This is a genomic window from Porphyrobacter sp. MBR-49, assembly GCF_053628655.1.
In genome coordinates this window covers 49,865-75,590 of the sequence record NZ_JBRJGU010000007.1, presented here as the reverse complement: position 1 = coordinate 75,590, position 25,726 = coordinate 49,865, and the positions used below count along the sequence as shown (strand labels likewise).

Annotated in this window: 28 protein-coding genes and 1 pseudogene; 17 read left to right on the top strand and 12 right to left on the bottom strand. The window is 64.0% G+C overall.

Annotation, left to right across the window (positions count from 1 at the left end; translation table 11 throughout):
• Positions 1-10: 10 nt before the first annotated feature.
• The gene (locus ACSSV3_RS11140; protein ID WP_354325434.1) at positions 11-1,210 is read right to left on the bottom strand and encodes a phospholipase D-like domain-containing protein; all 1,200 of its coding nucleotides are present in this window, start codon (positions 1,208-1,210) and stop codon (positions 11-13) included.
• A gap of 198 nt (positions 1,211-1,408) precedes the next feature.
• Here ACSSV3_RS11140 and rpoZ point away from each other — a divergent pair, with 198 nt between their 5' ends.
• Both rpoZ and ACSSV3_RS11130 read left to right on the top strand, forming a co-directional pair.
• Positions 1,409-1,753: a DNA-directed RNA polymerase subunit omega gene (rpoZ, locus tag ACSSV3_RS11135; protein WP_354325433.1), complete on the top strand. Its 345-nt coding sequence runs from the start codon at positions 1,409-1,411 to the stop codon at positions 1,751-1,753.
• 188 nt (positions 1,754-1,941) lie between these two features.
• Positions 1,942-2,673 carry a ParA family protein gene (locus ACSSV3_RS11130; RefSeq protein ID WP_354325432.1) on the top strand — a complete coding sequence of 244 codons (732 nt, stop codon included), beginning with the start codon at positions 1,942-1,944 and terminating at the stop codon, positions 2,671-2,673.
• Between the two features lie 86 nt (positions 2,674-2,759).
• Here the strand turns inward: ACSSV3_RS11130 and ftsH are convergent, their stop codons facing one another.
• Positions 2,760-4,715, bottom strand: coding sequence for an ATP-dependent zinc metalloprotease FtsH (ftsH, locus tag ACSSV3_RS11125; RefSeq protein ID WP_354325431.1), 1,956 nt, complete (start codon positions 4,713-4,715; stop codon positions 2,760-2,762).
• A 105-nt stretch (positions 4,716-4,820) separates the two neighbouring features.
• Positions 4,821-5,414: a TetR/AcrR family transcriptional regulator gene (locus tag ACSSV3_RS11120; protein WP_354325430.1), complete on the bottom strand. Its 594-nt coding sequence runs from the start codon at positions 5,412-5,414 to the stop codon at positions 4,821-4,823.
• Between the two features lie 163 nt (positions 5,415-5,577).
• On the opposite strand from ACSSV3_RS11120, the gene ACSSV3_RS11115 reads away from it, so the two are divergent.
• The 4 genes from ACSSV3_RS11115 to ACSSV3_RS11100 are packed head-to-tail and all read left to right on the top strand — an operon-like array spanning position 5,578 to position 9,939.
• On the top strand, positions 5,578-6,714 hold the full coding sequence (locus tag ACSSV3_RS11115) for an ABC transporter permease (protein WP_354325428.1): 1,137 nt from the start codon (positions 5,578-5,580) through the stop codon (positions 6,712-6,714).
• Positions 6,715-6,728: 14 nt separating this feature from the next.
• Positions 6,729-7,460 (top strand): ABC transporter ATP-binding protein, encoded by a 732-nt coding sequence (locus tag ACSSV3_RS11110; RefSeq protein ID WP_354325426.1) that lies wholly within the window; start codon positions 6,729-6,731, stop codon positions 7,458-7,460.
• A gap of 51 nt (positions 7,461-7,511) precedes the next feature.
• Positions 7,512-8,495, top strand: a complete 984-nt coding sequence (locus tag ACSSV3_RS11105) for an efflux RND transporter periplasmic adaptor subunit (RefSeq protein ID WP_354325424.1) — start codon at positions 7,512-7,514, stop codon at positions 8,493-8,495.
• 4 nt (positions 8,496-8,499) lie between these two features.
• On the top strand, positions 8,500-9,939 hold the full coding sequence (locus ACSSV3_RS11100) for an efflux transporter outer membrane subunit (RefSeq protein ID WP_354325422.1): 1,440 nt from the start codon (positions 8,500-8,502) through the stop codon (positions 9,937-9,939).
• On the opposite strand, the pseudogene ACSSV3_RS11095 reads toward ACSSV3_RS11100, so the two are convergent.
• The 7 genes and pseudogenes from ACSSV3_RS11095 to ACSSV3_RS11065 form a co-directional block, all read right to left on the bottom strand.
• Positions 9,940-10,717, bottom strand: a pseudogene (locus ACSSV3_RS11095) (IS5 family transposase). It abuts the gene before it with no gap.
• Between the two features lie 72 nt (positions 10,718-10,789).
• Positions 10,790-11,524, bottom strand: coding sequence for a sigma-70 family RNA polymerase sigma factor (locus ACSSV3_RS11090; protein ID WP_354325420.1), 735 nt, complete (start codon positions 11,522-11,524; stop codon positions 10,790-10,792).
• A complete protein-coding gene (locus ACSSV3_RS11085) occupies positions 11,521-13,611 on the bottom strand; it encodes a flagellar biosynthesis protein FlhA (RefSeq protein WP_354325646.1) in 2,091 nt (696 codons plus the stop codon). The genes ACSSV3_RS11090 and ACSSV3_RS11085 overlap by 4 nt, the downstream gene beginning before the upstream one ends.
• A gap of 29 nt (positions 13,612-13,640) precedes the next feature.
• A complete protein-coding gene (locus ACSSV3_RS11080) occupies positions 13,641-14,648 on the bottom strand; it encodes a transglycosylase SLT domain-containing protein (RefSeq protein ID WP_354325419.1) in 1,008 nt (335 codons plus the stop codon).
• Between the two features lie 103 nt (positions 14,649-14,751).
• Positions 14,752-15,102 (bottom strand): flagellar protein FlgN, encoded by a 351-nt coding sequence (locus ACSSV3_RS11075; RefSeq protein ID WP_354325418.1) that lies wholly within the window; start codon positions 15,100-15,102, stop codon positions 14,752-14,754.
• A gap of 4 nt (positions 15,103-15,106) precedes the next feature.
• Complete coding sequence (flgM, locus tag ACSSV3_RS11070) at positions 15,107-15,406, bottom strand: flagellar biosynthesis anti-sigma factor FlgM (protein ID WP_354325416.1); 300 nt, start codon at positions 15,404-15,406, stop codon at positions 15,107-15,109.
• 77 nt (positions 15,407-15,483) lie between these two features.
• Positions 15,484-16,032 carry a flagella basal body P-ring formation protein FlgA gene (locus ACSSV3_RS11065; protein WP_354325414.1) on the bottom strand — a complete coding sequence of 183 codons (549 nt, stop codon included), beginning with the start codon at positions 16,030-16,032 and terminating at the stop codon, positions 15,484-15,486.
• A gap of 190 nt (positions 16,033-16,222) precedes the next feature.
• Here ACSSV3_RS11065 and ACSSV3_RS11060 point away from each other — a divergent pair, with 190 nt between their 5' ends.
• Entirely contained in the window at positions 16,223-17,329 is a 1,107-nt protein-coding gene (locus ACSSV3_RS11060) for a GGDEF domain-containing protein (RefSeq protein ID WP_354325412.1), read from the top strand.
• Between the two features lie 35 nt (positions 17,330-17,364).
• Here the strand turns inward: ACSSV3_RS11060 and ACSSV3_RS11055 are convergent, their stop codons facing one another.
• Together ACSSV3_RS11055 and ACSSV3_RS11050 are read right to left on the bottom strand one after the other, a co-directional pair.
• The gene (locus tag ACSSV3_RS11055) at positions 17,365-17,841 is read right to left on the bottom strand and encodes a hypothetical protein (RefSeq protein ID WP_354325411.1); all 477 of its coding nucleotides are present in this window, start codon (positions 17,839-17,841) and stop codon (positions 17,365-17,367) included.
• The gene (locus ACSSV3_RS11050) at positions 17,838-18,512 is read right to left on the bottom strand and encodes a MotA/TolQ/ExbB proton channel family protein (RefSeq protein WP_354325409.1); all 675 of its coding nucleotides are present in this window, start codon (positions 18,510-18,512) and stop codon (positions 17,838-17,840) included. The genes ACSSV3_RS11055 and ACSSV3_RS11050 overlap by 4 nt, the downstream gene beginning before the upstream one ends.
• Positions 18,513-18,725: 213 nt before the next feature.
• Here ACSSV3_RS11050 and flgB point away from each other — a divergent pair, with 213 nt between their 5' ends.
• The 10 genes from flgB to flgK are packed head-to-tail and all read left to right on the top strand — an operon-like array spanning position 18,726 to position 25,718.
• Positions 18,726-19,076, top strand: a complete 351-nt coding sequence (gene flgB, locus ACSSV3_RS11045) for a flagellar basal body rod protein FlgB (protein ID WP_354325407.1) — start codon at positions 18,726-18,728, stop codon at positions 19,074-19,076.
• Entirely contained in the window at positions 19,073-19,489 is a 417-nt protein-coding gene (gene flgC / locus ACSSV3_RS11040; RefSeq protein ID WP_354325406.1) for a flagellar basal body rod protein FlgC, read from the top strand. The genes flgB and flgC overlap by 4 nt, the downstream gene beginning before the upstream one ends.
• Complete coding sequence (locus ACSSV3_RS11035; protein WP_354325404.1) at positions 19,489-19,803, top strand: flagellar hook assembly protein FlgD; 315 nt, start codon at positions 19,489-19,491, stop codon at positions 19,801-19,803. The genes flgC and ACSSV3_RS11035 overlap by 1 nt, the downstream gene beginning before the upstream one ends.
• Positions 19,804-19,833: 30 nt before the next feature.
• Positions 19,834-20,646, top strand: a complete 813-nt coding sequence (locus ACSSV3_RS11030) for a flagellar hook-basal body protein (protein ID WP_354325402.1) — start codon at positions 19,834-19,836, stop codon at positions 20,644-20,646.
• A 3-nt stretch (positions 20,647-20,649) separates the two neighbouring features.
• The gene (locus ACSSV3_RS11025; protein ID WP_354325400.1) at positions 20,650-21,408 is read left to right on the top strand and encodes a flagellar basal body rod protein FlgF; all 759 of its coding nucleotides are present in this window, start codon (positions 20,650-20,652) and stop codon (positions 21,406-21,408) included.
• 24 nt (positions 21,409-21,432) lie between these two features.
• Positions 21,433-22,224 carry a flagellar basal-body rod protein FlgG gene (gene flgG, locus ACSSV3_RS11020; RefSeq protein ID WP_354325399.1) on the top strand — a complete coding sequence of 264 codons (792 nt, stop codon included), beginning with the start codon at positions 21,433-21,435 and terminating at the stop codon, positions 22,222-22,224.
• A gap of 5 nt (positions 22,225-22,229) precedes the next feature.
• A complete protein-coding gene (locus ACSSV3_RS11015; protein ID WP_354325397.1) occupies positions 22,230-22,943 on the top strand; it encodes a flagellar basal body L-ring protein FlgH in 714 nt (237 codons plus the stop codon).
• A gap of 14 nt (positions 22,944-22,957) precedes the next feature.
• A complete protein-coding gene (locus ACSSV3_RS11010; RefSeq protein WP_354325396.1) occupies positions 22,958-24,064 on the top strand; it encodes a flagellar basal body P-ring protein FlgI in 1,107 nt (368 codons plus the stop codon).
• Complete coding sequence (locus ACSSV3_RS11005) at positions 24,061-24,381, top strand: rod-binding protein (RefSeq protein WP_354325394.1); 321 nt, start codon at positions 24,061-24,063, stop codon at positions 24,379-24,381. Before ACSSV3_RS11010 ends, ACSSV3_RS11005 begins: the two co-directional genes overlap by 4 nt.
• On the top strand, positions 24,378-25,718 hold the full coding sequence (flgK, locus tag ACSSV3_RS11000; protein WP_354325393.1) for a flagellar hook-associated protein FlgK: 1,341 nt from the start codon (positions 24,378-24,380) through the stop codon (positions 25,716-25,718). The genes ACSSV3_RS11005 and flgK overlap by 4 nt, the downstream gene beginning before the upstream one ends.
• Positions 25,719-25,726: the final 8 nt, after the last annotated feature.

Here is a 25,726-nt window from a genome sequence, read left to right as displayed (position 1 = left end):
AGCCGGCCGTTCATCCCGCTCCCAGCTTGCCCACCCGGTAATCGGCGAGCGCCATCCAATATGCTATCCGCCAGCGCAACCGGTTCAGGAACGTGCTTTCGCGCGCATACCATTCGCGCGTCACCGGCATGCTCGCCGCCTCCAGATGGGCGATCAGTTCACGCAGTTTCGCGGCAAGCGCCGCATCATCGATCCGCACCATCAATTCGACATTGAGCCGGAATGACCGCTTGTCGAGGTTGGCGCTGCCGATGTAGCTCGCATCATCGATCACCAGCAGTTTCATGTGTAACTTGCACGGCAGAAATTCGAAAACCCGCGCGCCTGCCTTCAGCAAGTCTTTGTATTGCAGGCGCGCCATGTCGGTGGCGGGGGCGAAATCGGATTTGCCCGCCATCACCATCCGCACCTCACCCCGCCGGGCAACCCTGGCGATCAGGCGGCGGACACTGCGCGGCGGTGAAAAATAGGCCGAAACGGTGTCGAGCCGCACCGCGCTCACCAGATCCTTGCGCAGACACCACGCCCAATGGCCCTGCCGCACCAGTGGCCCGCCAATCAGCAGCCGCACCGCGCTGCCATTGCCATCAACGCTGCCGTCCCAATCCTTGACGATATCGCGCAAGGCACGCAGGTTCGCGGTGCGTCCGGCGGCATCATTTTCGACCCAGTCTTTCAGCAGACCGAACCATTGGGTGAACCGCTGCACCACCGCGCCTGCGATGGTCACCGACAGATCGCACCAGCCATTATCTACAGGGGGTGCGTAATAATGGTCGGAAACATTGGCCCCGCCGGTCATTACCCGGGTGCCATCGGCAATCACGAACTTCTGATGATTGCGCACCAGATAGCGTTTGCCCAGCCGGGGCGAGAAAATCGCGAAATACCCGCCCGCATCGGTTAGCGGCCGGAAAAATTCGGCCCCTGCATCATTGCCAAAATCATCGACAATCAATTCTATCGAGACCCCGCGCGCCGCCGCAGCCATCAGCGCATCGCGCACTTTGGTGCCCGATACGTCGCTATCGAACAGATAGTAGAACACCTTGAGCGTTTCGCGCGCGCTGCCAATCAGATCGACCAGCGCGGCCAGACGATCCGGCCCGTGCGGGTAAAAGGTAAAACAATGCCCTTGCGCATCAATAGTGAAGGGATCGAGATCGCAATAGGCCGCGCCGTCTTTGGCTGTGGGCTGGGCTTTGTCCATAACCACTGCCTTAGCGCAGGGCGGATAGCTTTGGGTAGAGGATTGGGACGGACGGAGGTTTGCAGCGCCATGTGGAGGCAGGGGGGCTACGCGGTCGCTTTCCCCGCCCATGCCTGCCGCCTGCAAACCTTGACTTCGCGCACCCTCTTGCCTAGCTGCGCATCTTTCCTGCATTCAGTGATTCCAAAAGGGCCGCCCATGGCACGCGTTACCGTTGAAGATTGCGTCGACAAGGTTCCCAACCGTTTCGACCTCGTATTGCTCGCCGCACAGCGCGCGCGTGAAATCTCGGGCGGCAGCGACCTGACCATTGACCGTGATCGGGACAAGAACCCGGTCGTGGCGCTGCGCGAAATCGCAGATGAAACCATCCGCCCGCGCGACCTGCTCGAATCGCTGGTGGTCAGCCTGCAAAAAATCCTCCCCGATGATGAGGATGAGGCCGATGAGATCGGTTCGCTCAGCCAGTCGGCCGAAGCCCTGCGGATCACCGCCTCGGCACCGGCCCGCACATCGTCGCTGGGTGGCGATTACGAAGGCTGATTGGCGCTGCTGTAGGATTGCGGCGGTGTTTGGGGTGGTTTAGACTGGCCCAGACCCGGGCTTGACTGGCTTTGCCCCCTCCTTGACCGCTTCTTGACCCTGGCTTGATCGCGCTTGCCATCGGGTTTTTGCGCCTTATCCCTGTGCCGGTGTAATCAAACCGTCACAGAACAGGGCAGCGCGCAGGCATGGCATCGATCGCGGTTTACAGCGTCAAAGGCGGGGTGGGAAAGACCACGCTGGCGGCCAATCTGGCATGGTGCGCGGCCAGCATCTCGCGCCGCAAAACGCTGCTGTGGGATCTGGATGCGGCCAATGGATCGGGCTTTCTTCTGGGGGTCGATCCCAAGAGAAAACATAGCGCAGACAGTATGTTCGGGGATGGCGGCGATCCGGTAAAGCTGATCCAGCCGACCGCCTATGCGGGCCTTGATCTGCTGCCCGCCGATGAAACCATCCGCAAGCTTGACCGCCAGCTTGACCGGATCGGCAAGAAGAAACGGCTCGCCCGGCTGACGGCGGGGCTGGGTAAGGATTATGACCGGATAATCTTCGATTGCCCCCCTGTTCTCAATGAGTTGAGCGCGCAGGTAATCCGCGCCGCCGATCTCATCATCGTGCCGCTCCCCCCCTCCCCGCTATCCGCCCGCGCCTTTGATGTGGTGGTGGAAGAAGTGCGCGGTTCGGGCAAAGGACACCCGCCGATCTTGCCCGTTCTGTCGATGATTGACCTGCGCCGGACACTCCACCGCGAAGCGCGCGAGGCGAACCCGAACTGGCCCGTCATCCCGCTGGCGAGCGCGGTTGAACAATGCGCGGTGGAACGCAGGCCTGTAGGCGCGTTTGCCCCGCGCTCTCCGGCGGCGCGGGCGATTTCCCAACTTTGGACCGCAATCGAACGCAAGCTCGCCAGCCGATAATCCGCGCGTTCCGGCGGCCTTGACCGCAAGCAAAAAGGGCGCCCGGATCACTCCGAACGCCCATGATTTTGCGATGCGCTGAAGGATCAGGCGCCTTGCGGTGCTTCGTCGCCCTTCCCGAAGCGCTTGCCCGCCTTGGGGATCGAAGATCCTTGAACCGGCTGCGGAATCACCGGGCCGCGCGCGGTATCGGGACGGTCGATCTTGCCGTTTTCGAGCAGCTGGCGAATGTCCTCACCCGTCAGCGTTTCGTATTCGAGCAGCGCTTGCGCCAGCAGGTGCAATTGATCCTCGTGGGTCTTGAGGACGTCCGTCGCGCGGGCGTGCGCGCCTTCGACCAGCCCCTTGATTTCGGCATCGATCAGCTTGTTGGTTTCATCCGAAGCCATCGTCCGAATGGTCTGCCCCATGCCGAGATAACCATCCTGACTAGCCTCATATTGCAGCGGGCCAAGCTTGTCGCTCATCCCCCAGCGGGTCACCATATTGCGCGCCAGATCAGTTGCATACTGGATATCGGACGAGGCACCGGACGACACCTTGTCGTGACCGAAGATGATTTCCTCCGCCACGCGTCCGCCCATCGAGACCGAAAGGTTCGCGTGCATTTTATCGCGGTGGTAGGAATAGCTGTCCCGCTCCGGAAGACGCATCACCATGCCCAGCGCGCGGCCGCGCGGGATGATGGTGGCTTTGTGGATCGGGTCGGAAGCGGCTTCGTGCACCGAGACGATCGCATGGCCGGCTTCGTGATAGGCGGTCATTTTCTTTTCGTCGTCGGTCATCACCATCGAGCGGCGTTCCGCGCCCATCATGACCTTGTCCTTGGCGTCCTCAAACTCCTGCATCGCCACCAGCCGCTTGTTGCGGCGTGCGGCCAGCAGGGCAGCTTCGTTGACGAGATTGGCAAGGTCGGCGCCCGAAAATCCGGGCGTGCCGCGTGCGATCACCCGCGGGTTCACGTCGGGCGCCAGCGGCACCTTCTTCATGTGCACGCCCAGAATCTTCTCGCGCCCGTCGATATCGGGGATCGGCACCACCACCTGACGGTCAAACCGGCCCGGGCGCAGCAGCGCCGGGTCGAGCACATCGGGGCGGTTGGTCGCGGCGATGATGATGATGCCTTCGTTGGCTTCAAACCCGTCCATTTCGACCAGCAACTGATTGAGCGTCTGTTCGCGTTCATCATTCGAATTGCCGAGGCCATTGCCACGCGACCGGCCTACGGCGTCGATTTCATCGATGAAGACGATGCACGGGGCGTTTTTCTTGGCCTGTTCGAACATGTCGCGCACGCGGCTCGCGCCGACGCCGACGAACATTTCGACGAAGTCCGAACCCGAAATGGTGAAGAACGGCACGCCCGCTTCGCCTGCGATGGCGCGGGCGAGCAAGGTCTTGCCGGTGCCGGGCGAACCGACCAGCAATGCGCCCTTGGGGATCTGCCCGCCAAGCTTGGAGAAACGCTGCGGATCGCGCAGGAATTCGACGATTTCCTGCAATTCCTCGCGCGCTTCGTCGATCCCGGCGACATCATCGAATGTCACCTTGCCCGAACGTTCCGTCAGCAACTTCGCCTTGGACTTGCCAAAGCCCATGGCCCCGCCGCCGCCGCCCTTTTGCACCTGCCGCAACGCAAAGAACGCGATGCCGAGGATCAGGATAAACGGCAGAGACTGGAACAGGATGAACAACAGCATGCTCTGCTGTTCGCGCTGCTTGCCGGTGAACTGCACCCCGTTGTCTTCCATCAACTGTGTGATGTCGATGTCGTTGGGCACCGGCACAGTTGTGAAGGATTCGCCGTTCTTGAGCGTGCCGGTGATGAGTTCATCACCCATCTGCACATCCTTCACTTCGCCTTCGGCGACAGCGGCGCGGAAATCTGAATAGCGGATCGCGGTGCCGGGGGTCTGCGCGGCATTGCCGAACATCGTCACCACCAAAAGCAGGGCTAGGAAAATACCGCCCCAGATCATCAGCTGTTTGACCCAAGGGTTGGGGCCATCGCCCTGCGGCTGGGGGTCGTTCTGATCGCTCATTGCACGGGAATCCTTTCGTCACCGACAATGTAGGACGCGCTCTGTGAATGGCAAGATAATGCGCCCGTTTGGCGGAGCGCTGATATTCGATCAGCGTGATGCCAATTATCGATGGCAGGCAGTGCCGTAAGCGGCCAAAAACACATGAACTGCTCCCGCAATCCGGCGTTCGAAGTTTTCCGGAGTGACTGCCGCGCCAAACCGGCGTTCAAGATCGTCCATGCCTTTGCACAGCGAAACGAATTGTTCGGCAGCAAGTTCGGGATCGTCCAGCACCAGATCGCCAGTTTCGGCGCAATAGCGCAGATAGGCGGCAAACCCGTGCTTCATGCGGCGCGGCCCCGCATCCAGAAACACTTCGCCAATCGCCGGCTCGGTCTCGGTCTCGGCGGCGATGCGGCGATCGAACTGGATCATTTCCGGTCGGGACAAGAAAGCGACAATCGCCTCTCCGATCGCGGTCAGACGTTCGCGGATGGTGCCCTGCGGCATCGCATCCAATGAAAAATGGCCGCGCAATTTCTCACATTCGCACGCGACCGCCGCCGCGAACAGCGCGCGCTTGTCGCCGAACTGGTTGTAGATCGTCACCTTGGAAACGCCCGCATCGGCAGCGACCTGTTCGATTGCGGTGGCGGCATAGCCGTGCTCGAAAAAATGCCGCGCCGCCGTATCTATAATGCCCTGCCGCTTGGTCACGTCTGACGGGCGACCCGCCTTGCGGGGGCCTGAACATTCGTTGTTGGCGGATGAACCGCAGGTTGACAAAGTGAACGGCTCCGTTCAATTAAACGCTATCGTTCATAATTGCTCTTCCTAGACCAATCTTGCAACCCCGACTTCACAAAGAGGTTTCCCGCGCGTGATCTGGATCGCCATCAGAATGCTCACCGGTGACGCCCAGAAGTTCTATGGGCTGTTGTTCGGCATCGCCTTTTCGACGCTGCTGATCACCCAGCAGATGACGATTTTCGTCAATCTGGTCGAGCGCGGGGCGAGCGGGGTTTATAATGCTCCTGAGGCCGAAGTGTGGGTGATGGACCCGGCCAGCCGCACCACCGATGTAACCTACGCCATGCCGCCGACCGCGCTTGATAAAGTGCGATCGGTTGAGGGGGTTGAATGGGCGGTGCAACATCTGCGCGCGCAGGCGACGGTGCGCACCAAGGATGGCGATCTGGAAGGCGTGGCGGTGATCGGGGTCGATGATGCCACCCTGATCGGGATGCCCGCGCGCATGATCGAAGGCGACAAGAAAGTGCTGTTCGCGCCCGATACGGTGATCATCGACGATACCGGCACCGCCCGGCTGTTTCCGCCCGGCGCCAGCCCGATCGGCGAACGGCTGGAATTGAACGATCAGCGCGCTGTCATTCGCGGGATTGCCGATGCGATCCCCAGTTTCACCAGCACCGTGGTGCTCTACACCCGCTATTCCAACGCGCTCAATTTCGTGCCGGGCACCCGCAACCGGCAAAGCTTTGTGCTGGCAGGCGTGCGCGATGGGCAGACGGCTGAAGCGGTCGCCGCGCGGATTGAGGCGGAGACCGGGCTGAAGGCTGAAACCCGCGAAGAATTCGCCAGCGCTGGGGTGGATTTCATCATTGAAAACACCGGTATCCCGACCAATTTCGGGATCACCGTGTTCCTGGGCTTTGTGGTTGGCGTGGCGATTGTCGGGCTGACCTTCAGCCTGTTCATCCGCGACAATATCAAGCAGTTCGGGGCATTGAAGGCCATCGGAGTCACCAATGGCAAGATCATGGCCATGGTGGCGGCGCAGGCGGGGCTGGTCGGCATGATCGGCTATGCGTTGGGCGTGATGGGTACGGTGGCGTTTATCGAAGGGTTCAGCGCCAATCCGTTCTTCAAGGGGTTCTATATCCCCTGGCAGATCCCGCTGATCAGTCTGGTGGCAGTCATCATCATACTCGCGATCACCGGCCTGCTGGCGATCCGCAGCGTGCTCAACACCGAACCCGCGTCGGTGTTCAGGTGAGCGCGGCGGCGATCATGGACACCAGATCCATCGGCGGATGCGACCCGCAATCGGCGATCTGTGCGCGCGGCATAACCCGCGATTTCGAGGCCGGGCAAACCACCATCCGCGTTCTGCACGGCATCGATAGCGATATCCGCGCAGGCGAGATGACCTATGTGGTGGGCGAAAGCGGATCGGGCAAAACCACGCTTATCTCGATCATGTGCGGCATATTGTGGCCGACTGCGGGCGAAGTGAAGGTGTTCGGCACCGATATCTACAAACTGTCGGATACCGAGCTGGTCAATTTCCGCCTTAACAATATCGGCTTTATCTTTCAGCAATATAACCTGATCCCTTCAATCGATGCGGTGACCAATGCCGCCGTGCCGCTGATTGCGCAGGGTATGCGGATTGCCGAAGCGCGGGAGCGCGCACAGGTGCTTCTGGACAAACTCAATATCGGGGATGAAGCGCACAAACTGCCCAATCAACTTTCGGGCGGGCAGCAGCAGCGCGTCGCCATCGCACGCGCGCTGGTGCACGAACCGCGATTGGTGGTGTGCGATGAACCGACCGCCGCGCTCGATGCGCGTTCGGGGCGGCGGGTGATGGATCTGCTGCGCGAAGTCGCGGTGACACCTGACCGGGCGTGCATCATCGTTACCCACGATAACCGCATCTTCGATCTGGCTGACCGGATCATCGTGCTCGAAGACGGGCGCATCACCCATGACGGCACGGAAATGCCCGATGACCACTAAATCGCTCTCACGCTCCCGCTCCTTTTCCCTCTTGAACACGCCGAGGATATCATGCTCCGCAACCTGAGCTTTAGTCGCCAGATCCTGCCGATTGCTGCGCTGATCGGCGTAGCCATTGCGGCCTGGCTGATCCTGTTCGGCCTGCCCGACCGGTCAACCATCCCGCCGGGCGAACAACCGCCCAAAGCGTCCGGCGAACTTGTCGATGCGCCGCGCGTGGCCGGGGCCGGGGTGGTCGAACCGGCGAGCGAACTGATCGATATCGGCTCGGCGCTGTCGGGGCTGGTCACTGATATAAGAGTGCAGCCCGGTGACCGTGTGGCCAAGGGCGACGTGTTGTTTCTGGTCGATGCCCGCGCGGCGCGCGCCAGCCTCGCGCAGGCCGAAGCCGCAATCAGCGAAGCACGCGCGGCGATTGCCGAGGCGCAGGCCGCGCAAAAGACCGCGCGCCAGCAGCTCGATCTCTATCGCCAGCTGGACGATCCCGCCGCGGTCAGCCGTGCCGAGGTGATCAACGCCGAAGGCAACGAAGCGGCTGCCACCAGCCGCCTTGGCACAGCACGAGCGCGTCTTTCCGCTGCGCGCGCCAATGCGGCAGCGGCGCGCACCGAGATTGAACGGCTGATCGTGCGCGCACCGATTGCGGGAGAGATTCTGGCGGTCAACATTGATCCGGGCGAATTTGTTTCCACCCAAGCGGGCGGCAATTCTGATCCGCTGATCCAGATGGGCGAAACCACCCCGCTGCACGTGCGCGTCGATATTGACGAAAACGAAGTCGCGCGGGTCGTCATCGGGGAACCGGCGATCATCAGCCCGCGCGGCGCGGCAGAGGTGCAGGTAAAGGCAACATTTGTGCGCGCCGAACCCTTGGTGATCCCCAAACGCTCGCTCACCAACAGCGCATCGGAACGGGTCGATGTGCGGGTGTTGCAGGTAATCTATGCCTTGCCGCCCAGCGACGTGTTCCGCGTCGGCCAGCAGATCGATGCCTTCATCGCGGCCAAGGCTGCGCCAGCGGGCAAGGAGGACTGAGGCGATGTCCCGCCCCGCCCCCACGATCCGCGCGCTGACGAGCGCTGCGCTGCTGCCGCTGATATTGGCGGGCTGCATGGCGCACCCCGCGCCCGAAATCGCCACGCCAACGCCAGATTTGCCCGCAACGTTCTTCTTCGCGCCTGATGCAGACGCGCAAACTGCGCTTGCCACGCTGATGCCAATGGACGATCCGGCTTACAGCGCGCTTACCGATGCCGCGATTGCCGAAGCGCCCAGCTTGGCCGAGGCACTCGCCCGGATCGACAATGCGCGCGCAGGTGCCCGCCGTGCCGGGGCCGAACGCCTGCCCAATATCACCGCCGATGGCAGCGTCCGGCAGAACCGCATCAATACCAACCAGTTCGGCGAAGCGGGGCGGCAAGGCTTCGTACCATCCGAGCAGACCACTTACGGCGCCAACATCACCGCCAGCTGGGATCCGGATATTTTTGGCCAGATCAAAGCGCAGGAACGCGCCGCGCTGGCCCGGATCGATGCCGCGAGCGCGCAGGCACAAGGCGTGCGGCTGGCGCTGCTGGCGGAAATCGCGGGTAGCGTCACCGATTGGCGAGTGCTGGACGCGCGCGCCGCCGCGATCAACGCTGATGTTGCCGCTTCGCAGCAACTCGCCAGCCTTGCCAAGGTGCGCGAGGACGCCGGGATCGCCCCCGGTTTCGACCGCGTGCGCGCCGAAGCCACCGCCAGTTCCTCCGCCGTGCGCCTCGCCGCGCTGGAAAGCGAACGCGCGCGGCTGATCGGGCGGCTTGTCACGCTCACGGGCCAAGATGCGGCAAGCGTGCGCGCGGCGCTGGACACCGCTGCGCCGATCCTTGCCCCCAATGCACCACCCGCTTCGCTCCCGTCCGAATTACTCGCCAACCGCCCCGATGTCGCCGCTGCCGCTGCCAATCTGGCCGCCAGCGATGCCGATCTGGCCGCCGCCGCGCGCGCGCGCTTTCCGCGCATCACCTTGACGGGTATCATCGGATTGGCGGCGTTCGACCCTGGAGACTTTTTCGACGATGATTCGATTATCGGCACGCTAACCGGCGCGATTGCCGGGCCGCTGCTCGATTTCGGGCGGGTGGCGGCCGAAATTGACGGCGCGGCGGCGGACAAGCGCGCCGCCTTTGCCGCCTATCGCGGCGCGGTGTTTCAGGCGCTGGGCGACGCCGAGACAGCCTATGGTCTGGTCACCGCCGCCGATGAAGAGGCGCGGTTGACGGTCAGCGAGCGCGATCAGTTGAACCGCGCCGCTGCGCTCAGCGAAACACGTTACCGCGCGGGCCTCGCCAGTTTTCTCGAAGTGCTCGAAGATCGCCGCGCCGCCGATGCCAGCGGCGAACGTGCGGCGGCAGCGCTGGGCCGCGCGGCGCGCGCGCGCATCCTGTTGTGGCAGGCGCTGGGGGGCGGCGATTTCGGGGCCAGTAATTATCATTGATCACAACCAGTAGCATACGGTTGCGGCGATGCAGATGGCGGACAAGAATGTGTGGGCGCAGCGGTCGTAGCGGGGGGCGACACGGCGCCAGTCCTTGATTCTGGCGAAGACGTTTTCAACCTTGTGGCGCTGTCGGTAGAGCTGCTTGTCGTAGACATGCTGAACCTTGCGGTGGCGTAGCGGCGGGATGCAAGCAGTGATACCGCGCTCGGCAAGCGCGGTGCGGAGCCAGTCGCTGTCATAGCCCTTGTCTCCCAGCAGCACCCTGGCGTTGGGCAGGCTGTCAAATAGCAGCGCCGCGCCCCGATGATCGCTCATCTGCCCTTCGCTGAGCAACAGGATGATCGGTCGCCCCTCGCCATCGCACACGGCGTGAAGCTTGGAGTTCAGCCCACCTTTGGTGCGCCCGATACGTCGGGGAAGAGCCCCCCTTTTAACAGGCTGGTCGCCGTCCGGTGCGCCTTGAGGTGGGTGGCGTCGATCATGATCGTGTCCGGCTCGCCCGCCTCTCCGGTCAGTGCTGCAAAGATGCGGTTGAACACGCCCATACGGCTCCAGCGGACAAAGCGCCCTTCGACAAGCTCAGGAGAGCATTGTAGATGGTCTTGTGCGGCCCATACTCGCGCGGAGCATCGCGCCAGCGCAGACCATTGCGGATCACGAAGATGATGCCGCTGATAATCCGCCGGTCATCAACCCTGGGAACCCCGTGCGACAACGGGAAATATGGCTCGATCCGGCGCATCTGCGCCACCGACAACCAGATCAGATCACTCATGACAACCCCTCCTTGCGCTGCCATTGAATCAATCAATCACTCCCCCTTGCAAGCAATTAATAGGTTCTGAGCCTAATCCCCCTCCATCAGCGCGCGCAGGTCTTTCAACGCCTTGGCGCGCAGCTGGTGGACGCGCGGCACGCTGACTTCCAATACGGCGGCGATTTCGGTGAGGTTCAATTCCTCGACGAAGAACAGCTGCAACACCAGTTTCAGCCGGTCGGGCAATTGGATCATCGCCTCCACCAACCGGTCGCGGTCTTCGGCGGCGCATAGCGCTTCGAACGGATCGGGATCGTCACTGGCAAAGGCGAGGCTGGTTTCGTCATAGGCATCATCGATCGGCGTGAGCCTGACGCCAGATGCTTCGATGGCGAGCAGTTCGGCATCGCTGACCGCCATTGCGCGGGCCAGTTCGGCGCGGCTCGGTTCGCGCCCCAACTGGCCGCGCAAGGCGGCGAGTGCGCGGTCATATCCGGCGCGCTTGGTGCGTGCAGTGCGGCTGTCATGCGCGACCCGACGCACTTCATCCAGCATCGCGCCGCGCACCCGGATCTTGGCATAAGCGGCAAAGCCATCCTCGGTCGGGCCGTTGTGACGCTGCGCACATTCGGTCAGCGCAAGGATGCCCGCCTGCACCAGATCCTCGATCTCCAGCCCTTCGCGCCCGTTGCCGTTGATGTGCCACGCGGCGCGGCGCACCAGCGGCATGAACCGGCGCACCCGGTCTTCGACCACGGCGCGCGATACCGCATAGGGCGCAACGTGAGGGCGGGCAGATGCAAAGGCGGCGTGGTCATGTTTCATGCGGCCAATTCCTGTGTCGGGGGGACGGAAATTGCCGGGGTGTCATCCGCTGCGCCGATCACGCCGACCACCGCAATCGGCTGGGTCGCAGGCAGTTCGGCAATCGACAGGACGAGACAGCGCGGCGCGCGCGGCTTGAGCAAAGCGGCGAGCGCGCGGCGCGCCGGGGGTTGCACGATCAGGGCAATTGCTGCGCCCTGATCGTCGGCGATGCGGTTGACCTCGCGCACGATCATCCCGCCGCAATCAGGCTCGATCAGCGGCTGACCGGTGGCCGGATCGATCATCCCGCCGAGGATTGCGCTTTCCAGCCCGGCATCCAGCGTCACCACCTTCAACGGCTCGCCCGGCGCGGCAATGCGCGCGGTCAGGCGTGCGCCCAAGTCGGCGCGCACCGCGTCGATCACCGCATCGAATTCAGGGTTTTTCTGCAATGCCAGCGCCAGCGACGTGAACAGCGGTTGCGGATGTGCCAGCCCGATCCCGTCGGCCACCAGCGCGCGCAGGATGCGGGTCAGCGCGGCCAGGGGCAGCGGATCGGGATGCACCGCCTCCACCAGCGCGGGCGCCCGCGATTTCAAGCCATCGACCCATTCGCGCACTTCGTCGGGGCCAAGCAATTGGTGCGCTTCGGCCAGCAGTGCCTGATTGGCGTGGGTGGCGATAACGGTTGAGGGGTCGACCACCAGAAACCCTTCGGCAACCGCATGATCGCGCGCAGACGCAGCGATCCACAGCGCCGGGCAATCAAAGCTGGGATCGCGGGTCGCCTCGCCCGTCAATCCGTGGCCCGCGCGCACATCGCCCGCGTCAATCGCCAGCAGCTTGCCGGGACGAATATTACCGCGCGCCGCGCTAACCCCGCCGATCAGCACCGCGTAATCCTGCGCAGCCAGATCGAGCGAATCGCGGATCCGGAACTGCGGCAGAACAAAGCCCAGATCGCGCGACAATTGCTTGCGGATGCCGGTGATGCGGGTGATCAGCGGCGATCCTTGCGCGGCATCGACCAGCCCGACGAGGCCATAGCCCAGCTCAATCGTCACCAGCGTGGCATCGCTGACATCAGCCAGCGCGATATGATCAGGGGCGACCTCTTCGGCGGGCGCTGCGGGCGGCGGCGGGGCGGCGGCGCGGCGTTTCAATTGCCACCAGATGGTCGCTGCGATTGCGGCGCCGGGTAGGAAGATCATCTGCGGCATGGCGGGCACAACCCCGACCGCGCCCAGAATCAGCGCCACCGGCAACCACCCGCGCGGATCGGCGAATTGTCCGCCGATTTGCCCGGCCAGATCGCGCTGATCGGATACGCGGGTGACGATGGCTGCCGCCGCAATCGACAGCAGCAGCGATGGCACCTGCGCCACCAGCGCATCGCCAACCGCCAGCGTGATATAGACCTCGCCCGCCTCACCCGCCGACAGCCCGTGGCTGATCATCCCGACCGCGAACCCGCCGATGATGTTGACGCCGAGGATCAGCAGCGCCGCCACCGCATCGCCCTTCACGAATTTGGAGGCACCATCCATCGAACCGTAGAAATCGGCTTCGACGCTGACTTCACGGCGACGTTCGCGCGCTTCGTCGGCGGTGACGAGGCCGGCGGCGATGTCGGCATCGATCGCCATCTGCTTGCCCGGCAGCGCATCGAGCACGAAGCGGGCGGAAACTTCGGACACCCGGCCCGCACCCTTGGTGATCACGATCATGTTGATGATCATCAGGATCGCGAACACGAACAGGCCGACCGCGAAATTGCCGCCGACCAGAAACGCGGCGAAGCTTTCGATCACCTCGCCCGCCGCCGCGCCGCCTTCGTGGCCATTGACCAGCACCACCCGTGTCGATGCGACGTTGAGCGCCAGTCGCAGCAGGGTCGCGAACAGAAGTACGCTGGGAAAGGAGGAGAAATCGAGCGGGCGCTTGGCGTTGAGCGCCACCATCAGCACCGCAATCGAAATCGCGATATTGAGCACGAAGAAGATGTCGAGCAGCAGCGCCGGGATCGGTAGCACCATCAGCGCCAGCAGCGCGAAGATGCCAACCGGCAAAACCATCGCGGCAGGCATGGCGGCAAGACGGGCCATCGGCCCGGCATGGGTTATGGCGACCACGCTCACAGGCCGAACGCCTTCAATGTGCCATAGGCGCGGCGCACCTGCGCGGGCGCGGCGGCCAGATCACCGCCAAAGGCCGTGCCCAGCACCTGCGACATGGCAGCGCGCCGCGATGCGCGCGGCAGCGGGGGCAGCGATGCCTGTGCGAGGGGCGATGGCAGGCCGAGGCCGCGCGCACCATCATCAGCGATGATCGTGGGCGCGTGGGTGATGCCGCGGGCGGCGGGTAGATGATCGGCGCGGGCAAAGTGCGCCGCCTTCCCATCGCTGGCGCGGCTGAGTGCGCGGTTCAATTTGCCTTCGATCACGTCCATCACCTGTGTCAGACTGCGCGGCGCGCCATCGTTGTTGTAAAATATCGCGCGGTTGGCTGCGGCGGGCCGCGCGAACAGCGCGGGCGCGCTCTGGCCGGGATCAGCCTGCATTTCCGAAAGGAACCGTCCGGCCCCGTCTGCACCGAGGAAATGGGCAAGATAGAGCTCACCGTGGCTGGGTTGGCGGCCGAGAATCGGCATCAGATGCGCGCGGTTATCCTCTGCCAGGCCCGCCGCCATCAGCGATGCAATCTGCGGATCATTGCGCAATGCCAGGATCGCTGACCGCCGCGCCGGATCGGCAACTTTGGCACCGTCCGAAGGCGTCTGCGTAATCTCGTTCGCCAATGCGCCCAGGCCAAACCGCTCACCGTGTTTCTTGACCGTGCCCAGCCATGTGCTGTCGATGAACTGGTATAGCCCGGTCGCGCTCGACGTGGCGGCGCGGGCGGCGGGATCAAGCGAGGATTCAACTTCCGCCTGCGCGAGCAGGTAGTTGAAATCGACGCTGGTCGCGCGCGCTGCATTGGCAATCGCGGCTTCGACCGGAGTATTGGGCTGGGCGCTTGCAATCGGGCGCGCAGCGGGGGCCACGCGGCCATCGCGAGCGGCCTGATGGGCGCGCGCGGCGGTTTCGAACCCGACGCGGATTGATCCTGCCGGAAGGCTAATGGATGAAGACGTCTGGCTCACGCACCCTCTGCCCGATCGGTAGCGCCGCAGGGGGCGACGCTTTCAGGCAGAGCATTTGCAAAGGCCGTGCCAGAATGCGGCGGCACGCCTTAGGTAAGAATCCTCAGGCGCGGGCGTGCGTATAGGTTACGCGGTTCATCCCGCGCTGGCCCCCCAATGCTTCAATCCGCGCCGCAACGTTGGCGGCCAGCAGGTTGCGCACCCGGCGGTTGACGTCGTTCAACTGGTGCGCGGTTTCAGCCAGGCTGCGGGTCTCGCTGTCAAGCGCCTGCGCGCCGATTGCGGCGATCACATCGCACAAACCTTCCTTGTCACGCGCTGCACAGATCAGGTCATCGGCATCGAGCGCGGCAAGCGCTTGCCGTTCGCGTTCGAGCACGGCAATCATCTGCCGCAGGCTGGCGGCGAGCGCGCCGTTATCGGCCGGGGCCGCGCGGGTCATGGTTTCAGCCATCGGATCAGTTCCGATCCGGCAGCGACAGGCTGACCTGCGCGGCGATCATCGCGTCGGCGATCTTGGCTGGCACCAGCGGATATGATCCATCGCGCAGCGCATTGCGGATTTCCTGCACCCGCTCGGCATCGACCGGCGGGGTGGCCGCATCAGCTGCAGCGCTGACTTCAACGCTGATCCCGGCAGCCGGGGCCTTGCCCGGGGTGGCGGCTGGCGGGCGCGCTTCGATCTGCGCGTGATCGCCCGTCGCCAAGGCGCGGACTGGATTGATGCCGGGCAATTTGCTCAGTTCGACAGAGGGCATGACAGATGTCCTTCTTGGGTTCCTGTTAGCCAGAACGGCGCGACGGGAATGAGTTTAAGGGGGCGTTAAAGCGTGCCTCAGTTGGCCGGGATGACGGCAAGGCCGGGGCGTTCGATCCGCGCGCGCAGGGGTTCCGCCTTGCGCGCGGTGCGCACGAAGATCCAATCGCCCACCGCGCCGCCTTCGATCGCCTCGCCCGATTGCTGCACGGAAAACCCGCGCCCGCGCACCATGATGGTCAGCGCATCGCCGCGCTTGATGGCCGGCAGGGCAGGCTTGGCCGCCGCGCCGGGCGCGGCGTTGACAGCGACGAAGATCCGCCAGCTGTTCGGCCCGATGCATTCCACCCGCACCGCGCTGCGGGCCGGGCTGTGCCAGTCAACCGTGAGCGGTGCGGCACACGCCGCAAGCTGCAAGCGCCGGTCGGCGGCCATGCGCGGCCCGCCGGGCTGGCCAATTTCTGACCCGGTAAAGGCGATCACCGCGCGATCAATCGCCGCCGGATCAGTAAGGCCGCTGGCCTGCGCTGGCGGATCGCACAGCGGCAGCAGGATCGGCAGGACAAGCGGGCTGAACCGCCAGCTGCCAAGCCACGAAAATTCAGGCCGGGGAAAGGTCGTGTCCACGCGGGTTCTCCTTGTCATATGCACGAATAATACCGGTTGATACCCGGTCGGTTGCAGAGCCACGTCGAATGCAAAGGCCATGCCAAGCCCGCACTGAGCCGTTCAAGTCCGTGGGCAAGGTCAGGCTTACGCATTCATCCGCAGTAATCAGGCGGCCCAAATTAAGCCTGACGCGATAGGCTGAGCGGCAATGCAAACTGCTGTGATTGCGACCGATAATATGCCTTTTCCCGCTCGATTCCGATCCCGACCTGCCCGCGCTTTCACCGCGCAGGCCGCCGCGCAGGCGGTTTCTGCGCCGGGCACGCGCGCCGACGAAGCGCGCCGCGCGCTGCTGGAACGGATTGCCGATTTCATCACCCGGCATGATTTGACAGTGACCGCGCCCAACCTCGCGACCATATGCGGCGGATTGTCCGGATCGCACCCCGAACTTGCACAGGCCTTTGCTGCGCGCGAAATCGCGGGCGAGCCAATTGACCAGCGCTGGCTGGATACGCTGGCGCGGCTGAATCCCGATGGCGGCACCCGCATTGCCGAGCTTGAAACGCTGATGGACAAGCTTGAATATGGGTTGATGCGGTTCGCGCAGGCTGCGCGTTCGGCGCAGACCGAAACCAGCGACCATCGCGATGCATTGGGTGAACAGATCGAAGCGATGGCCTCACCCAGCGACATTGCGCAGGTGCTTGATCTGTCACGCGCGATGTTGGCCCGGATTGAACAGGTTGAGGCCGCGATGGCGCGCAGCCAAGTAGAAACCGAACAATTGCGCGAAAATCTCGCCAAGGCGCGGATGGAGGCGGATGTCGATCACTTGACCCATTTGCCCAATCGCCGGGCGTTTGAACGGCGCTTGGTCTCGGCCGCAACCGAAGCGCGGGCCAAGGGTGAACCGCTGAGCCTTGCGTTTTGCGATCTCGATCATTTCAAGGCGATCAATGATCGCCATGGGCATGAGGCTGGTGATCGGGTGCTGTGCACAATGGCATCGGGCCTGATCGAATATGCGGGCGACAGCTTTTTCGTTGCGCGCCACGGCGGCGAGGAGTTCGTGTTGCTGTTCTATGGCCTGGATAAAGAAGCAGCGCGGCAGCGGCTTGATGCGCTGCGCGCTGCGCAGGCTGCGCGTCAACTGCTCAACCGCGAAACGGGCAAACCGTTCGGGCGGATCACTTTTTCCGCCGGAGTCGCCGAAGTGACCGAGGATGCCGACAATCGCAGCGCGCTCGCCCGCGCTGACGCCGCATTATATCGCGCCAAGCAGGAAGGGCGCAATCGGGTGGTGGTAGGCTAGGGTCAGGGCCTGCACTTGCCCCGTCCCGCGACCGGTCAGGATAACAATTTCCCCGCATCCGGTGCCTGGGCAACGATTTCATCATAGGCGAGACTGGCGTAAAGTTCCCCGCGCGTGCCCGCTGTAATGATGGTGCGCACCGCCACGCCGCTCGCCTGCGCGTCTTCGGCCAGAGCGGAAGCTGCATCCCACGCCGCCGCTTCGTCGCCGGGAAGGTAGCGGGCAAACACTGTCAGCGTCGCCCGCGGATCGCGCGGCTGGGCGGCGAGCCATTCGGTCAGGCTCGGCCCGCCCGCAACCGGACGGAACAGTGCCTGTGCATTGGCGATTTCGGGCGAGTATGTGTGGCGCAGATCCTTCTCACGCGCATCACGATCGGCAAGCCTGCGTTCGGCCTCGGCTTCGGCGGCAGGCAGGGCCGACAGCGTCAGCAGAAACAGGATCAGCGCCAGATCAGCCAGGATCAGCTGCCAGCCCGGGCCAGCGCGGTTAAATTCTGCTGCGCGGATCATGCCACACCTCGCAGCTGCGCGCGCCGGACTTGCGCCAGGGTGGCGGCTTTCGCGATCTGATCGATGAACCATTCAGCCAGCGCCTCACGCGCGCTTTCGTTGCGCGCGGCGCGCCGGGTGATCGCGGTTGCCAGCGGAAAGCACAGCAAATGCGCCAGCAGCGCGCCATACAGCGTCGAAAGCACGGCAGTGGAAATCGCCTGCATCGTCAGCCGGACGGTATCGCCCCCGACTATCGGAGCCAGCTGGGTGAAGGCATAAAGCGTCCCGATCAACCCGAACACCGGCGCCAGTTCGCCGGCCCAGGCGAACACCTGCGCCGCGTTGGTTTGCTGCGTCGCGTCGATTGCGCGCTGCGTCCGCCGCGCGGTGTGCAGCGATTCAAGCGTGCCGTGGCGCAGATAGGCGTCAAGCATCAGCCCAAGGCTGCGATCAGGCGGAAGCGCCGGATTGGCGCGGTGCGAACCATCGCGCTGGATTTCAGTGAGCGCGAGCGCAAGCGCCTTGCGGTTGGTTTCGGGATTGAACCCGCGCCGCACCAACCCGCCCGCCTGCCGCAGCGCCGCGCCAAAGTCGCGCCATCCGCAGCGTGCAGCGCAAGCGAGCGCGGTGCCCGTGACAACAACGCCCAGCGCCCCTGGGTCGAACAGAGACATGATTGTGTTCGGCATGAGGGCCCCTTTGCTCGCGATCATTCACAGAACGGTGCGCAGCAGCGCGGATTAAGCCCGCAGCGGCAGCGGCTTGCCCACCGCGCACCGGCAGGGGCGGCAAAGGCTTGCCGCTGGCCCCGTCCTGCCGCCGCTCGCACGCCCACAAAGGCATTTGGCACGCTTCCTGCTCCAGTCCGGTGCAACACCACTGCGCGACAGGAGGAAGGCCAAGTGAACGAAGGATTTTTCGGCATTCATGGCGCGGCGCTGACCTTGCGGTCAGAGCGCATGGGCGTGATTGCATCCAACATCGCCAATGCCGCCACCCCCGGTTACAAGGCGCGCGACATTGATTTCAACGCCGCGCTTGATGCCCGGATGGCAGCCTTGCGCGGTGAACCCGGCGATCCGCGCGCCGGAATGGTGTGGCGCACGCCGACCATGCCATCATTGGACGGCAACACGGTTGAATTGAACCGGGAACAGGTTGCCTTTGCCGAAAACGCCATGGCCTACAGCGCCACGCTCAGCTTTGTGCAGGGCAGGGTCAACAGCATCACCCGCGCGTTGAAGGGTGAATGACCATGTCTGCACAACCCCCCATGACGCTGTTTTCGATGACCACCCGCGCGATGCAGGCGCAGATGGTGCGGATGAACGCGGCGACATCGAACCTTGCCAATGCAGGATCGGTTTCCTCCACCGAAGCCGGTGCCTATCGCCCGATCCGTGCGGTTTTCGCGGTCGAGCTTGATCGCGCATCTGGGCTCGCCGGGGTCACGACGACCGGGCTGGTTCGCTCAGAAACCGCCGCCACCAAACGCTATGATCCGGGCCACCCGCTCGCCGATGCCGATGGCAACGTGTTCGAAGCCCCGGTCGATGAAACCGCCGAAATGGTCGAGATCATGGAAAGCGCGCGCCAGTATCAAAATCTGGTGCAGGCGCTGCAGACCGCCAAGCAATTGATGCTCGAAACCCTGAGGAGCCAGTGATGACCACCACCAATACCATAAACCCAGCCGCGCAACCGACGCTTGACCGGCTCAACACGTCATCGCGGCTCAGCGGGAACGGGTTGGAAACGCTTGATCAGGGCGATTTCCTGCGGCTGCTGACCACGCAGCTGACCTTTCAGGATCCGCTTGCCCCGGCCAACAACGAAGCAATGCTGGCGCAGATGGCGCAGTTCTCCTCGCTCGCAGCGACCACCGAAAGTTCGGCCACGCTCGAAGCGATTTCGGCCAAGCTCGACCGGCTGATCGCCGCGCAGGAAGCTGCGCTGCAACCCGCCACCCCGCAACCCTGACCCCTTCCCCAAGCAGAGGAATATAAGCCCATGTCATTCTTTACTTCCCTCAGCGGCCTCAAGAACGCCGAAATGGACCTGCGGGTGATCTCGCACAACATCGCCAATGCCGAAACGGCGGGCTTCAAGAAAAGCTCGGCCCAGTTTGCCGATCTGGTCGCCAGCGGTTCGGCCACCGACCCGCGCCGCACCGCCGGGATCGGCGCAACGGTGTCCGCGATCACGCAGGATTTCGCGCTCGGCCCGCTTGAACAGACCGGCCGCAGCCTTGATCTGGCGATTGATGGCGATGGGTTTTTTGCGCTCGCCAATCCGATTTCGGGCGATTTATCCTTCAGCCGCAATGGCAATTTCCAGCTCAAGGCGACCGGTGCGTTGCAGGATGCCAATGGCAATGGCGTGCAGGCCTTCCCGGTCGATGCGGCAGGCGTGCCGACTTCGACGGTGCCAGGCAATGTGATCGTCCCGCTCACCAACGGCTTGGGTTCTGCGCTGGCCAATGTCACCATCGACAATCGCGGGATCGTCAACGCCGCCTATGCCGATGGCACCACCACGCCTGTTGGACAGATCGCGCTGGCCACCTTCCCCGCGCCCAGCGGACTGCGCGCCATCGGTCAGACCAAGTGGCAGGCATCGGGCGATTCCGGCCCGCCTACATTCGGTAATCCCGGCATCGGCAATAATGGCGAAATGATCAGCGGCGCGCTCGAACGATCGAATGTCGATCTGGCCGAGGAAATGGTGGCGCTGCTGTCTGCACAGCGCAATTTCCAGGCCAACGCCCGCGCGATCGATACCGCCACGCAGATTTCCCAGACCGTTCTGAACCTGCGGCAATAATCCATGGACCGGATGATCTACACCGCGCTGACCGCGATGAACGCGGCGATGGACCGGCAACGGACGGTGGCGAACAACCTCGCCAACGCTTCAACGCCGGGCTTTCGTCAGGAAGTCTTCGCGGTCACACCGGCGACGCTCAAGGACGGGTCGTTGGAGGCCCGCGCCATGGCGCGCGGCAATGTGCGCGGCGCGGATATGACCGCGGCGCGGGTGGTGCCAACCGGCAATCCAATGGACGTCGCGCTCGAAGGCAAGGCGTTGCTCGCCTATCAGGCACCCGATCGGCAGGGCGAGGTTTATTCGCGCCGCGGCGATCTCAGGGTTGCTGCATCGGGCGTGATTGAAAACGGCGAAGGCCTTGCGGTGTTGGGTGAAGGCGGAACGCCGATCACGGTGCCGCCGGGATTCAGCATCGCGATTGCCGCCGATGGAGTGATCCTCGCCAGCGATCCGGGCGACCCCAATGCCCAGCCCGAACCGATCGACCGGTTGCGGCTGGTCAACCCGGAAGGCAGCCCGCTCGCCAAGGGTATCGACAGCTTTCTCAAAGTGCCGGGCGTCAATGGCGCAAACGGCGTCTTGCCGCCCGATCTGACTGCGCGGTTGACCGCCGGCGCGCTGGAACAATCCAACGTCGAAACCGCCGATACGCTGGTGCAGATGATCGAAGCCCAGCGTGCCTTTGAACAGCGCGCCCGGATCATCCGCACCGCAGGCGAGCTTGATGAAGCCTCCAGCGGCCTGATGTCGCTGCGCTGATCCGTTTTACAGGAGACCTGACCAATGCCCACTTCAGCCCTTCACGTCGCCCGCACCGGGCTTGAAGCGCAGGATGCGCGGATGCGCGTTATCGCCAACAACCTTGCCAATATCGGCACCACGGCGTTCAAACGCGACCGCGCCGATTTTGCGACGCTGGCCTATCAGGAACAGCGCGTCGCCGGGCAGCAATCGACCGGGCAGACGGCCTATGCGGTCGGCCTGAACCTTGGCACCGGGGTGCAGGTGCAGGGCACCAGCCGGATCGAGGCGCAAGGCACGCTCAATACCACCGGCAATGCGTTTGACGTGGCGCTCGACGGGCCGGGCTATTTCCAGGTGGAGCTGCCGCCGGGCGGCCAGGTCGGCTTTACCCGCGCGGGCAATTTCACGCTTTCGGCCGATGGCACGTTGATCACTTCGCAAGGCTATGCCGTGCAGCCTGCATTGCAGGTGCCAGCAGGCGCGCAGTCAATCGCCATTTCCCCCGACGGCACGGTCAGCGCGATCACCCCCGGCAATTCCGAACCGACACTGCTGGGTCAGCTCAGCATCGCCAGCTTCGTCAACCCGGCGGGTCTGCGCGCGATTGGCGACAACTTCCTGTTGGAAACCGCAGCCAGCGGCCCGGCCGAAATCGGCGCTGCGGGAGAGAACGGGCGCGGGCAACTGCGTCAGGGAATGCTCGAAGCCTCCAACGTCAACGTGGTCGAAGAACTGGTCGAAATGATCGAGGCCCAGCGCGCTTACGAAATCAATTCCAAGATGGTCAGCGCAGTCGACGAGATGCTGCGCAACGCCAACCAGACATTGTGAGACAGATGATGAAGGGTCGAACCCTGTTCCTCGCCGCGCCGCTGGTGCTGTCTGCCTGCATGGGTGCAGGTAGCAGTGGCCCGCAGCCGGGCTTTGCCGCGCCGCCCCCACCGGGCGTTGCAATCACGGCTGCTACCACAGGCGATCCCTTCGCCATTGCTCCGTCGCAGCCCCAACGGGTAAGCGCGGGCGCAATCTTTCAGACTGGGCAGGGTTATGCGGGTCTGGTTACCGGCACCCGCGCCCGCGCGCTGGGCGATATGGTGACGATCATTCTGGTCGAAGCGACCACCACCAACAAGAGCACAACCGGACGCACCAACCGCGAAGGCAGCTTCGGAATCACCCCACCCACCTCGGGCCCGCTCGATTTTCTCAACCCCAATGCCCTTAAAGCTGCGGGCGAAGGGTCGTTCACAGGAGCGGGCAATGCTGCGCAGCAAAGCCGCCTGAACGGTGCGGTCGCGGTAACCATTGCCGCAGTCTACCCCAACGGCACCGCCGAAGTGGTCGGAGAAAAGCAGATGATGTTCAGCCAGGGCGATGAATGGGTGCAGTTTGCTGGCCGCATCCGGCTGGTCGATATCGACGGCGATAACCGCCTCGCATCGTCGCAGGTCGCCAATGCGCGGATGATCTATTCGGGCAAGGGCGCAGTGCAACAGGCCAGCCGTCCGGGCTGGCTCAGCCGGTTTTTCGGCATGATTTCGCCGTTCTGATGGGGAACCTGACCATGTCCAATCTCACCCGGTTACTGCCGCTGCTACTGGCACTGCTGGCGGCGTTCGCTCCCACCCCGGCACTGGCCGAACGCATCCGCGATCTCGGCCAGTTCGAAGGCCTGCGCGCTAACCAGTTGACGGGCTATGGCGTGGTTGTCGGCCTGCAAGGCACCGGCGACAACAACCTTGCCTATGTCACCGAAGCGATGCGCGGCGTTTCCGGACGCCTCGGCCTGCCGTTGCCTCCCGGCGTCAGCCCGACGCTGCGCAATGCGGCTGCTGTGATCGTGACGGCTGAACTGCCTGCCTTTGCCAAGCCAGGGCAGCGCATCGATATTACCGTTTCGACCCTTGGCCAGTCGTCTTCGCTGCGTGGCGGGGCGCTGATCCTCACCCCGCTATACGGCGCGGACGGGCAGATTTACGCCATGGCGCAGGGCAATGTCGCGGTGGGCGGGCTGGGCGTGACCGGGCGCGATGGTTCGCAGGTGACCGTCAATGTCGCTACCGTGGGCCGGATTGCCGATGGGGCCAGCGTTGAACGCGCGGTCGCCACCGGGTTCGACCGTGCTGGCCCGTTGCGCTTCAACCTCCACAAATCCGATTTCCTCACCGCCGCGCGCGTGCGCGATGCGATCAACAGCCGCTATCCCGGCATTGCCACCATCGCTGACGGGGTGAGCATCGAACTCGCCTTGCCCGATGGCAATGACCTGCGATCTGCCGTCATGGCCGAGATCGAGATGCTGGGCGTGACCCCGGCCCCGGTCGCAGCCAAAGTGATCATCAACAGCCGCACTGGCACGGTCGTGATCAACGACGCGGTGCGCCTGTCGCCAGCCGCCGTCAGTCACGGCAAGCTGGTGATCCGGATCGAGGAAAACCCCGCCGTGATCCAGCCCGCCCCATTTTCACGCGGCGAAACCGCGGTGGAGGAAGCGACCGATATTACGGTTGAGGAACGATCGGACCGGGTCGCCTATATGCCCGGCGCGGCGTCCTTGTCCGAAATTGTCGATGCGCTGAACCTGCTGGGGGTGGGAGCGTCCGATCTGGCCGTGATCCTCGAAAGCCTCAAGCAGGCAGGCGCCCTGCAAGCTGAAATGATCGTGTTGTGACTGGCCCGATTGCCCCCCAAGGGCCAGTTGCCCCCCGCACCCCGGCGGCTGCTCCGGCCCTATCGCCGGAGCACGCCGAGCTGCGCAAGGCGGCGGAGGGGTTCGAGGCGATCATGCTGCGCCGGATGCTTGCCACCGCGCGCGCATCAAGCTTTGCCGAGGATACCCCGCTGACCGGCGGCGGGATGCAGCAGTTCCAGACAATGCGCGACGAACACTTCGCCGACATCGCCGCCAAAACCGGTGCCTTCGGGTTTGCACGCAGTATCGAGGCGCAGCTTACGCAACACCTTTCAGGGCAAGGGGGTAGCCGATGACGAGCGCAATCTTCACCATCGGACGCAGCGGCCTTTCCGTGGCCCGCGCCAGCATCGAGCTGACCGCGCAGAACATCGCCAATGCCGCCAATGCCGATTATTCGCGCCGCACCCTGTCTCAGGGCGAGCTGGTGATGACCGGGTCGATCGGGATCAATGCCGCGGATTCGCTCGGCGGGGTGCGCCCCGGCGTGATCGAACGCGCTGAAAGTGCGCTGGTGCAGCGTCAGGCGCGCGATGCATCGTCCGCGCTGGCCGCTGCCGAGGCGGAGTTTTCCGCGATGCGTGATGCCGAAAGTGCGATTGAAAATTCGGGGGTGTTCACCGGCCTGGTCGATTTCGAGGCCGCGTTGACCCGGTTGGAAGCCAACCCGCTTGAAACAGCCTTGCGGGTGCCTGTGCTGGAAAGCGCACGGCAGCTGGCAGGCAATTTCGCGATTGCCAGTGCCACGCTCGCCAACACCCGCAGTCTGGTGCAGGGCGAGGCGAGTGCCGAAGTGCTCACCGTCAACGAACTTGCGGCCGAATTGGCCGAGATCAACCGCGATCTGGTGGGCACGCGCGAAGGCACCGCAGGGCGTGCGGCGCTGCTCGATGCGCGCGACAAGGCGCTGCGCGGCCTTGCCGAACAATTTGCGATCACCCCCACAATCAACGCCAATGGCACCGTTGATGTCACGTTGAACGGCACGCCGCCGGTTGCGCTGGTTACTGGCGGGGTGGCGGATAGCGTCGGCATCAGCGTTGCTGCTGATGGCACGCTGGCGTTTGCGGTTGGCGGGGTCAGCTTTGTCCCCGGCGGCGGGGCGATGGCGGGCCGCGCTGCGGCGCTCAGCCAGATGGCGGATCTGCAAAACGGGCTCGATACGCTTGCCGTTTCGCTCATCACCATTGCCAATAGCGCGCAGGCCAACGGCGTCGGCACCGATGGAACGCAGGGCCAGCCACTATTTGCCGGAACCGGCGCGGCTGATCTTGTCATGGTGCTTGGTTCGGCAGACGGGCTTGCCACCGCGCCTGCCGGATCGCCTGCGGGCAGCCGTGATACTGGCAATCTTGCCGCGCTGATTGGTGCGCTTGGGGCGGCAACTGGCCCGTCTGCCGGGGCCGATGCCCTGCTGCTGAACCTGTCGAGCCGGGTCGCCGCGTTGGAAACCTGGCGCGATGGGTTGGGCGTGGTCGCCGCCAGCGCCGAAGCGGAACTGCTGCGGGAAACTGGGGTCGATCTGGATGACGAGGCCGCCAATCTCGTCCGCCTGCAACAGGCATTCGAAGCCAACAGCCGGGTGATCCAGGTCGCCGCCGACCTGTTCGATACGATTTTGGCGTTGCGGTAAGGGGAGCA

Bases quoted from the DNA above. Each gene is read 5' to 3' on its own strand.
- ACSSV3_RS11085 (WP_354325646.1), bottom strand. From the start codon at position 13,611: ATGGCCCGTCTTGCCGCCATGCCTGCCGCGATGGTTTTGCCGGTTGGC.
- ACSSV3_RS11075 (WP_354325418.1), bottom strand. From the start codon at position 15,102: ATGGCTGAAACCATGACCCGCGCGGCCCCGGCCGATAACGGCGCGCTC.
- ACSSV3_RS11010 (WP_354325396.1), top strand. From the start codon at position 22,958: ATGTCCAATCTCACCCGGTTACTGCCGCTGCTACTGGCACTGCTGGCG.
- ACSSV3_RS11030 (WP_354325402.1), top strand. From the start codon at position 19,834: ATGTCATTCTTTACTTCCCTCAGCGGCCTCAAGAACGCCGAAATGGAC.
- ACSSV3_RS11025 (WP_354325400.1), top strand. From the start codon at position 20,650: ATGGACCGGATGATCTACACCGCGCTGACCGCGATGAACGCGGCGATG.
- ACSSV3_RS11015 (WP_354325397.1), top strand. From the start codon at position 22,230: ATGATGAAGGGTCGAACCCTGTTCCTCGCCGCGCCGCTGGTGCTGTCT.
- ACSSV3_RS11130 (WP_354325432.1), top strand. From the start codon at position 1,942: ATGGCATCGATCGCGGTTTACAGCGTCAAAGGCGGGGTGGGAAAGACC.
- ACSSV3_RS11110 (WP_354325426.1), top strand. From the start codon at position 6,729: ATGGACACCAGATCCATCGGCGGATGCGACCCGCAATCGGCGATCTGT.
- ACSSV3_RS11105 (WP_354325424.1), top strand. From the start codon at position 7,512: ATGCTCCGCAACCTGAGCTTTAGTCGCCAGATCCTGCCGATTGCTGCG.
- ACSSV3_RS11060 (WP_354325412.1), top strand. From the start codon at position 16,223: ATGCAAACTGCTGTGATTGCGACCGATAATATGCCTTTTCCCGCTCGA.
- flgK (WP_354325393.1), top strand. From the start codon at position 24,378: ATGACGAGCGCAATCTTCACCATCGGACGCAGCGGCCTTTCCGTGGCC.
- ACSSV3_RS11090 (WP_354325420.1), bottom strand. From the start codon at position 11,524: ATGAAACATGACCACGCCGCCTTTGCATCTGCCCGCCCTCACGTTGCG.
- flgG (WP_354325399.1), top strand. From the start codon at position 21,433: ATGCCCACTTCAGCCCTTCACGTCGCCCGCACCGGGCTTGAAGCGCAG.
- flgC (WP_354325406.1), top strand. From the start codon at position 19,073: ATGACCATGTCTGCACAACCCCCCATGACGCTGTTTTCGATGACCACC.
- ACSSV3_RS11055 (WP_354325411.1), bottom strand. From the start codon at position 17,841: ATGATCCGCGCAGCAGAATTTAACCGCGCTGGCCCGGGCTGGCAGCTG.
- ACSSV3_RS11050 (WP_354325409.1), bottom strand. From the start codon at position 18,512: ATGCCGAACACAATCATGTCTCTGTTCGACCCAGGGGCGCTGGGCGTT.
- ACSSV3_RS11140 (WP_354325434.1), bottom strand. From the start codon at position 1,210: ATGGACAAAGCCCAGCCCACAGCCAAAGACGGCGCGGCCTATTGCGAT.
- ftsH (WP_354325431.1), bottom strand. From the start codon at position 4,715: ATGAGCGATCAGAACGACCCCCAGCCGCAGGGCGATGGCCCCAACCCT.
- flgM (WP_354325416.1), bottom strand. From the start codon at position 15,406: ATGCCCTCTGTCGAACTGAGCAAATTGCCCGGCATCAATCCAGTCCGC.
- ACSSV3_RS11035 (WP_354325404.1), top strand. From the start codon at position 19,489: ATGACCACCACCAATACCATAAACCCAGCCGCGCAACCGACGCTTGAC.
- ACSSV3_RS11100 (WP_354325422.1), top strand. From the start codon at position 8,500: ATGTCCCGCCCCGCCCCCACGATCCGCGCGCTGACGAGCGCTGCGCTG.
- rpoZ (WP_354325433.1), top strand. From the start codon at position 1,409: ATGGCACGCGTTACCGTTGAAGATTGCGTCGACAAGGTTCCCAACCGT.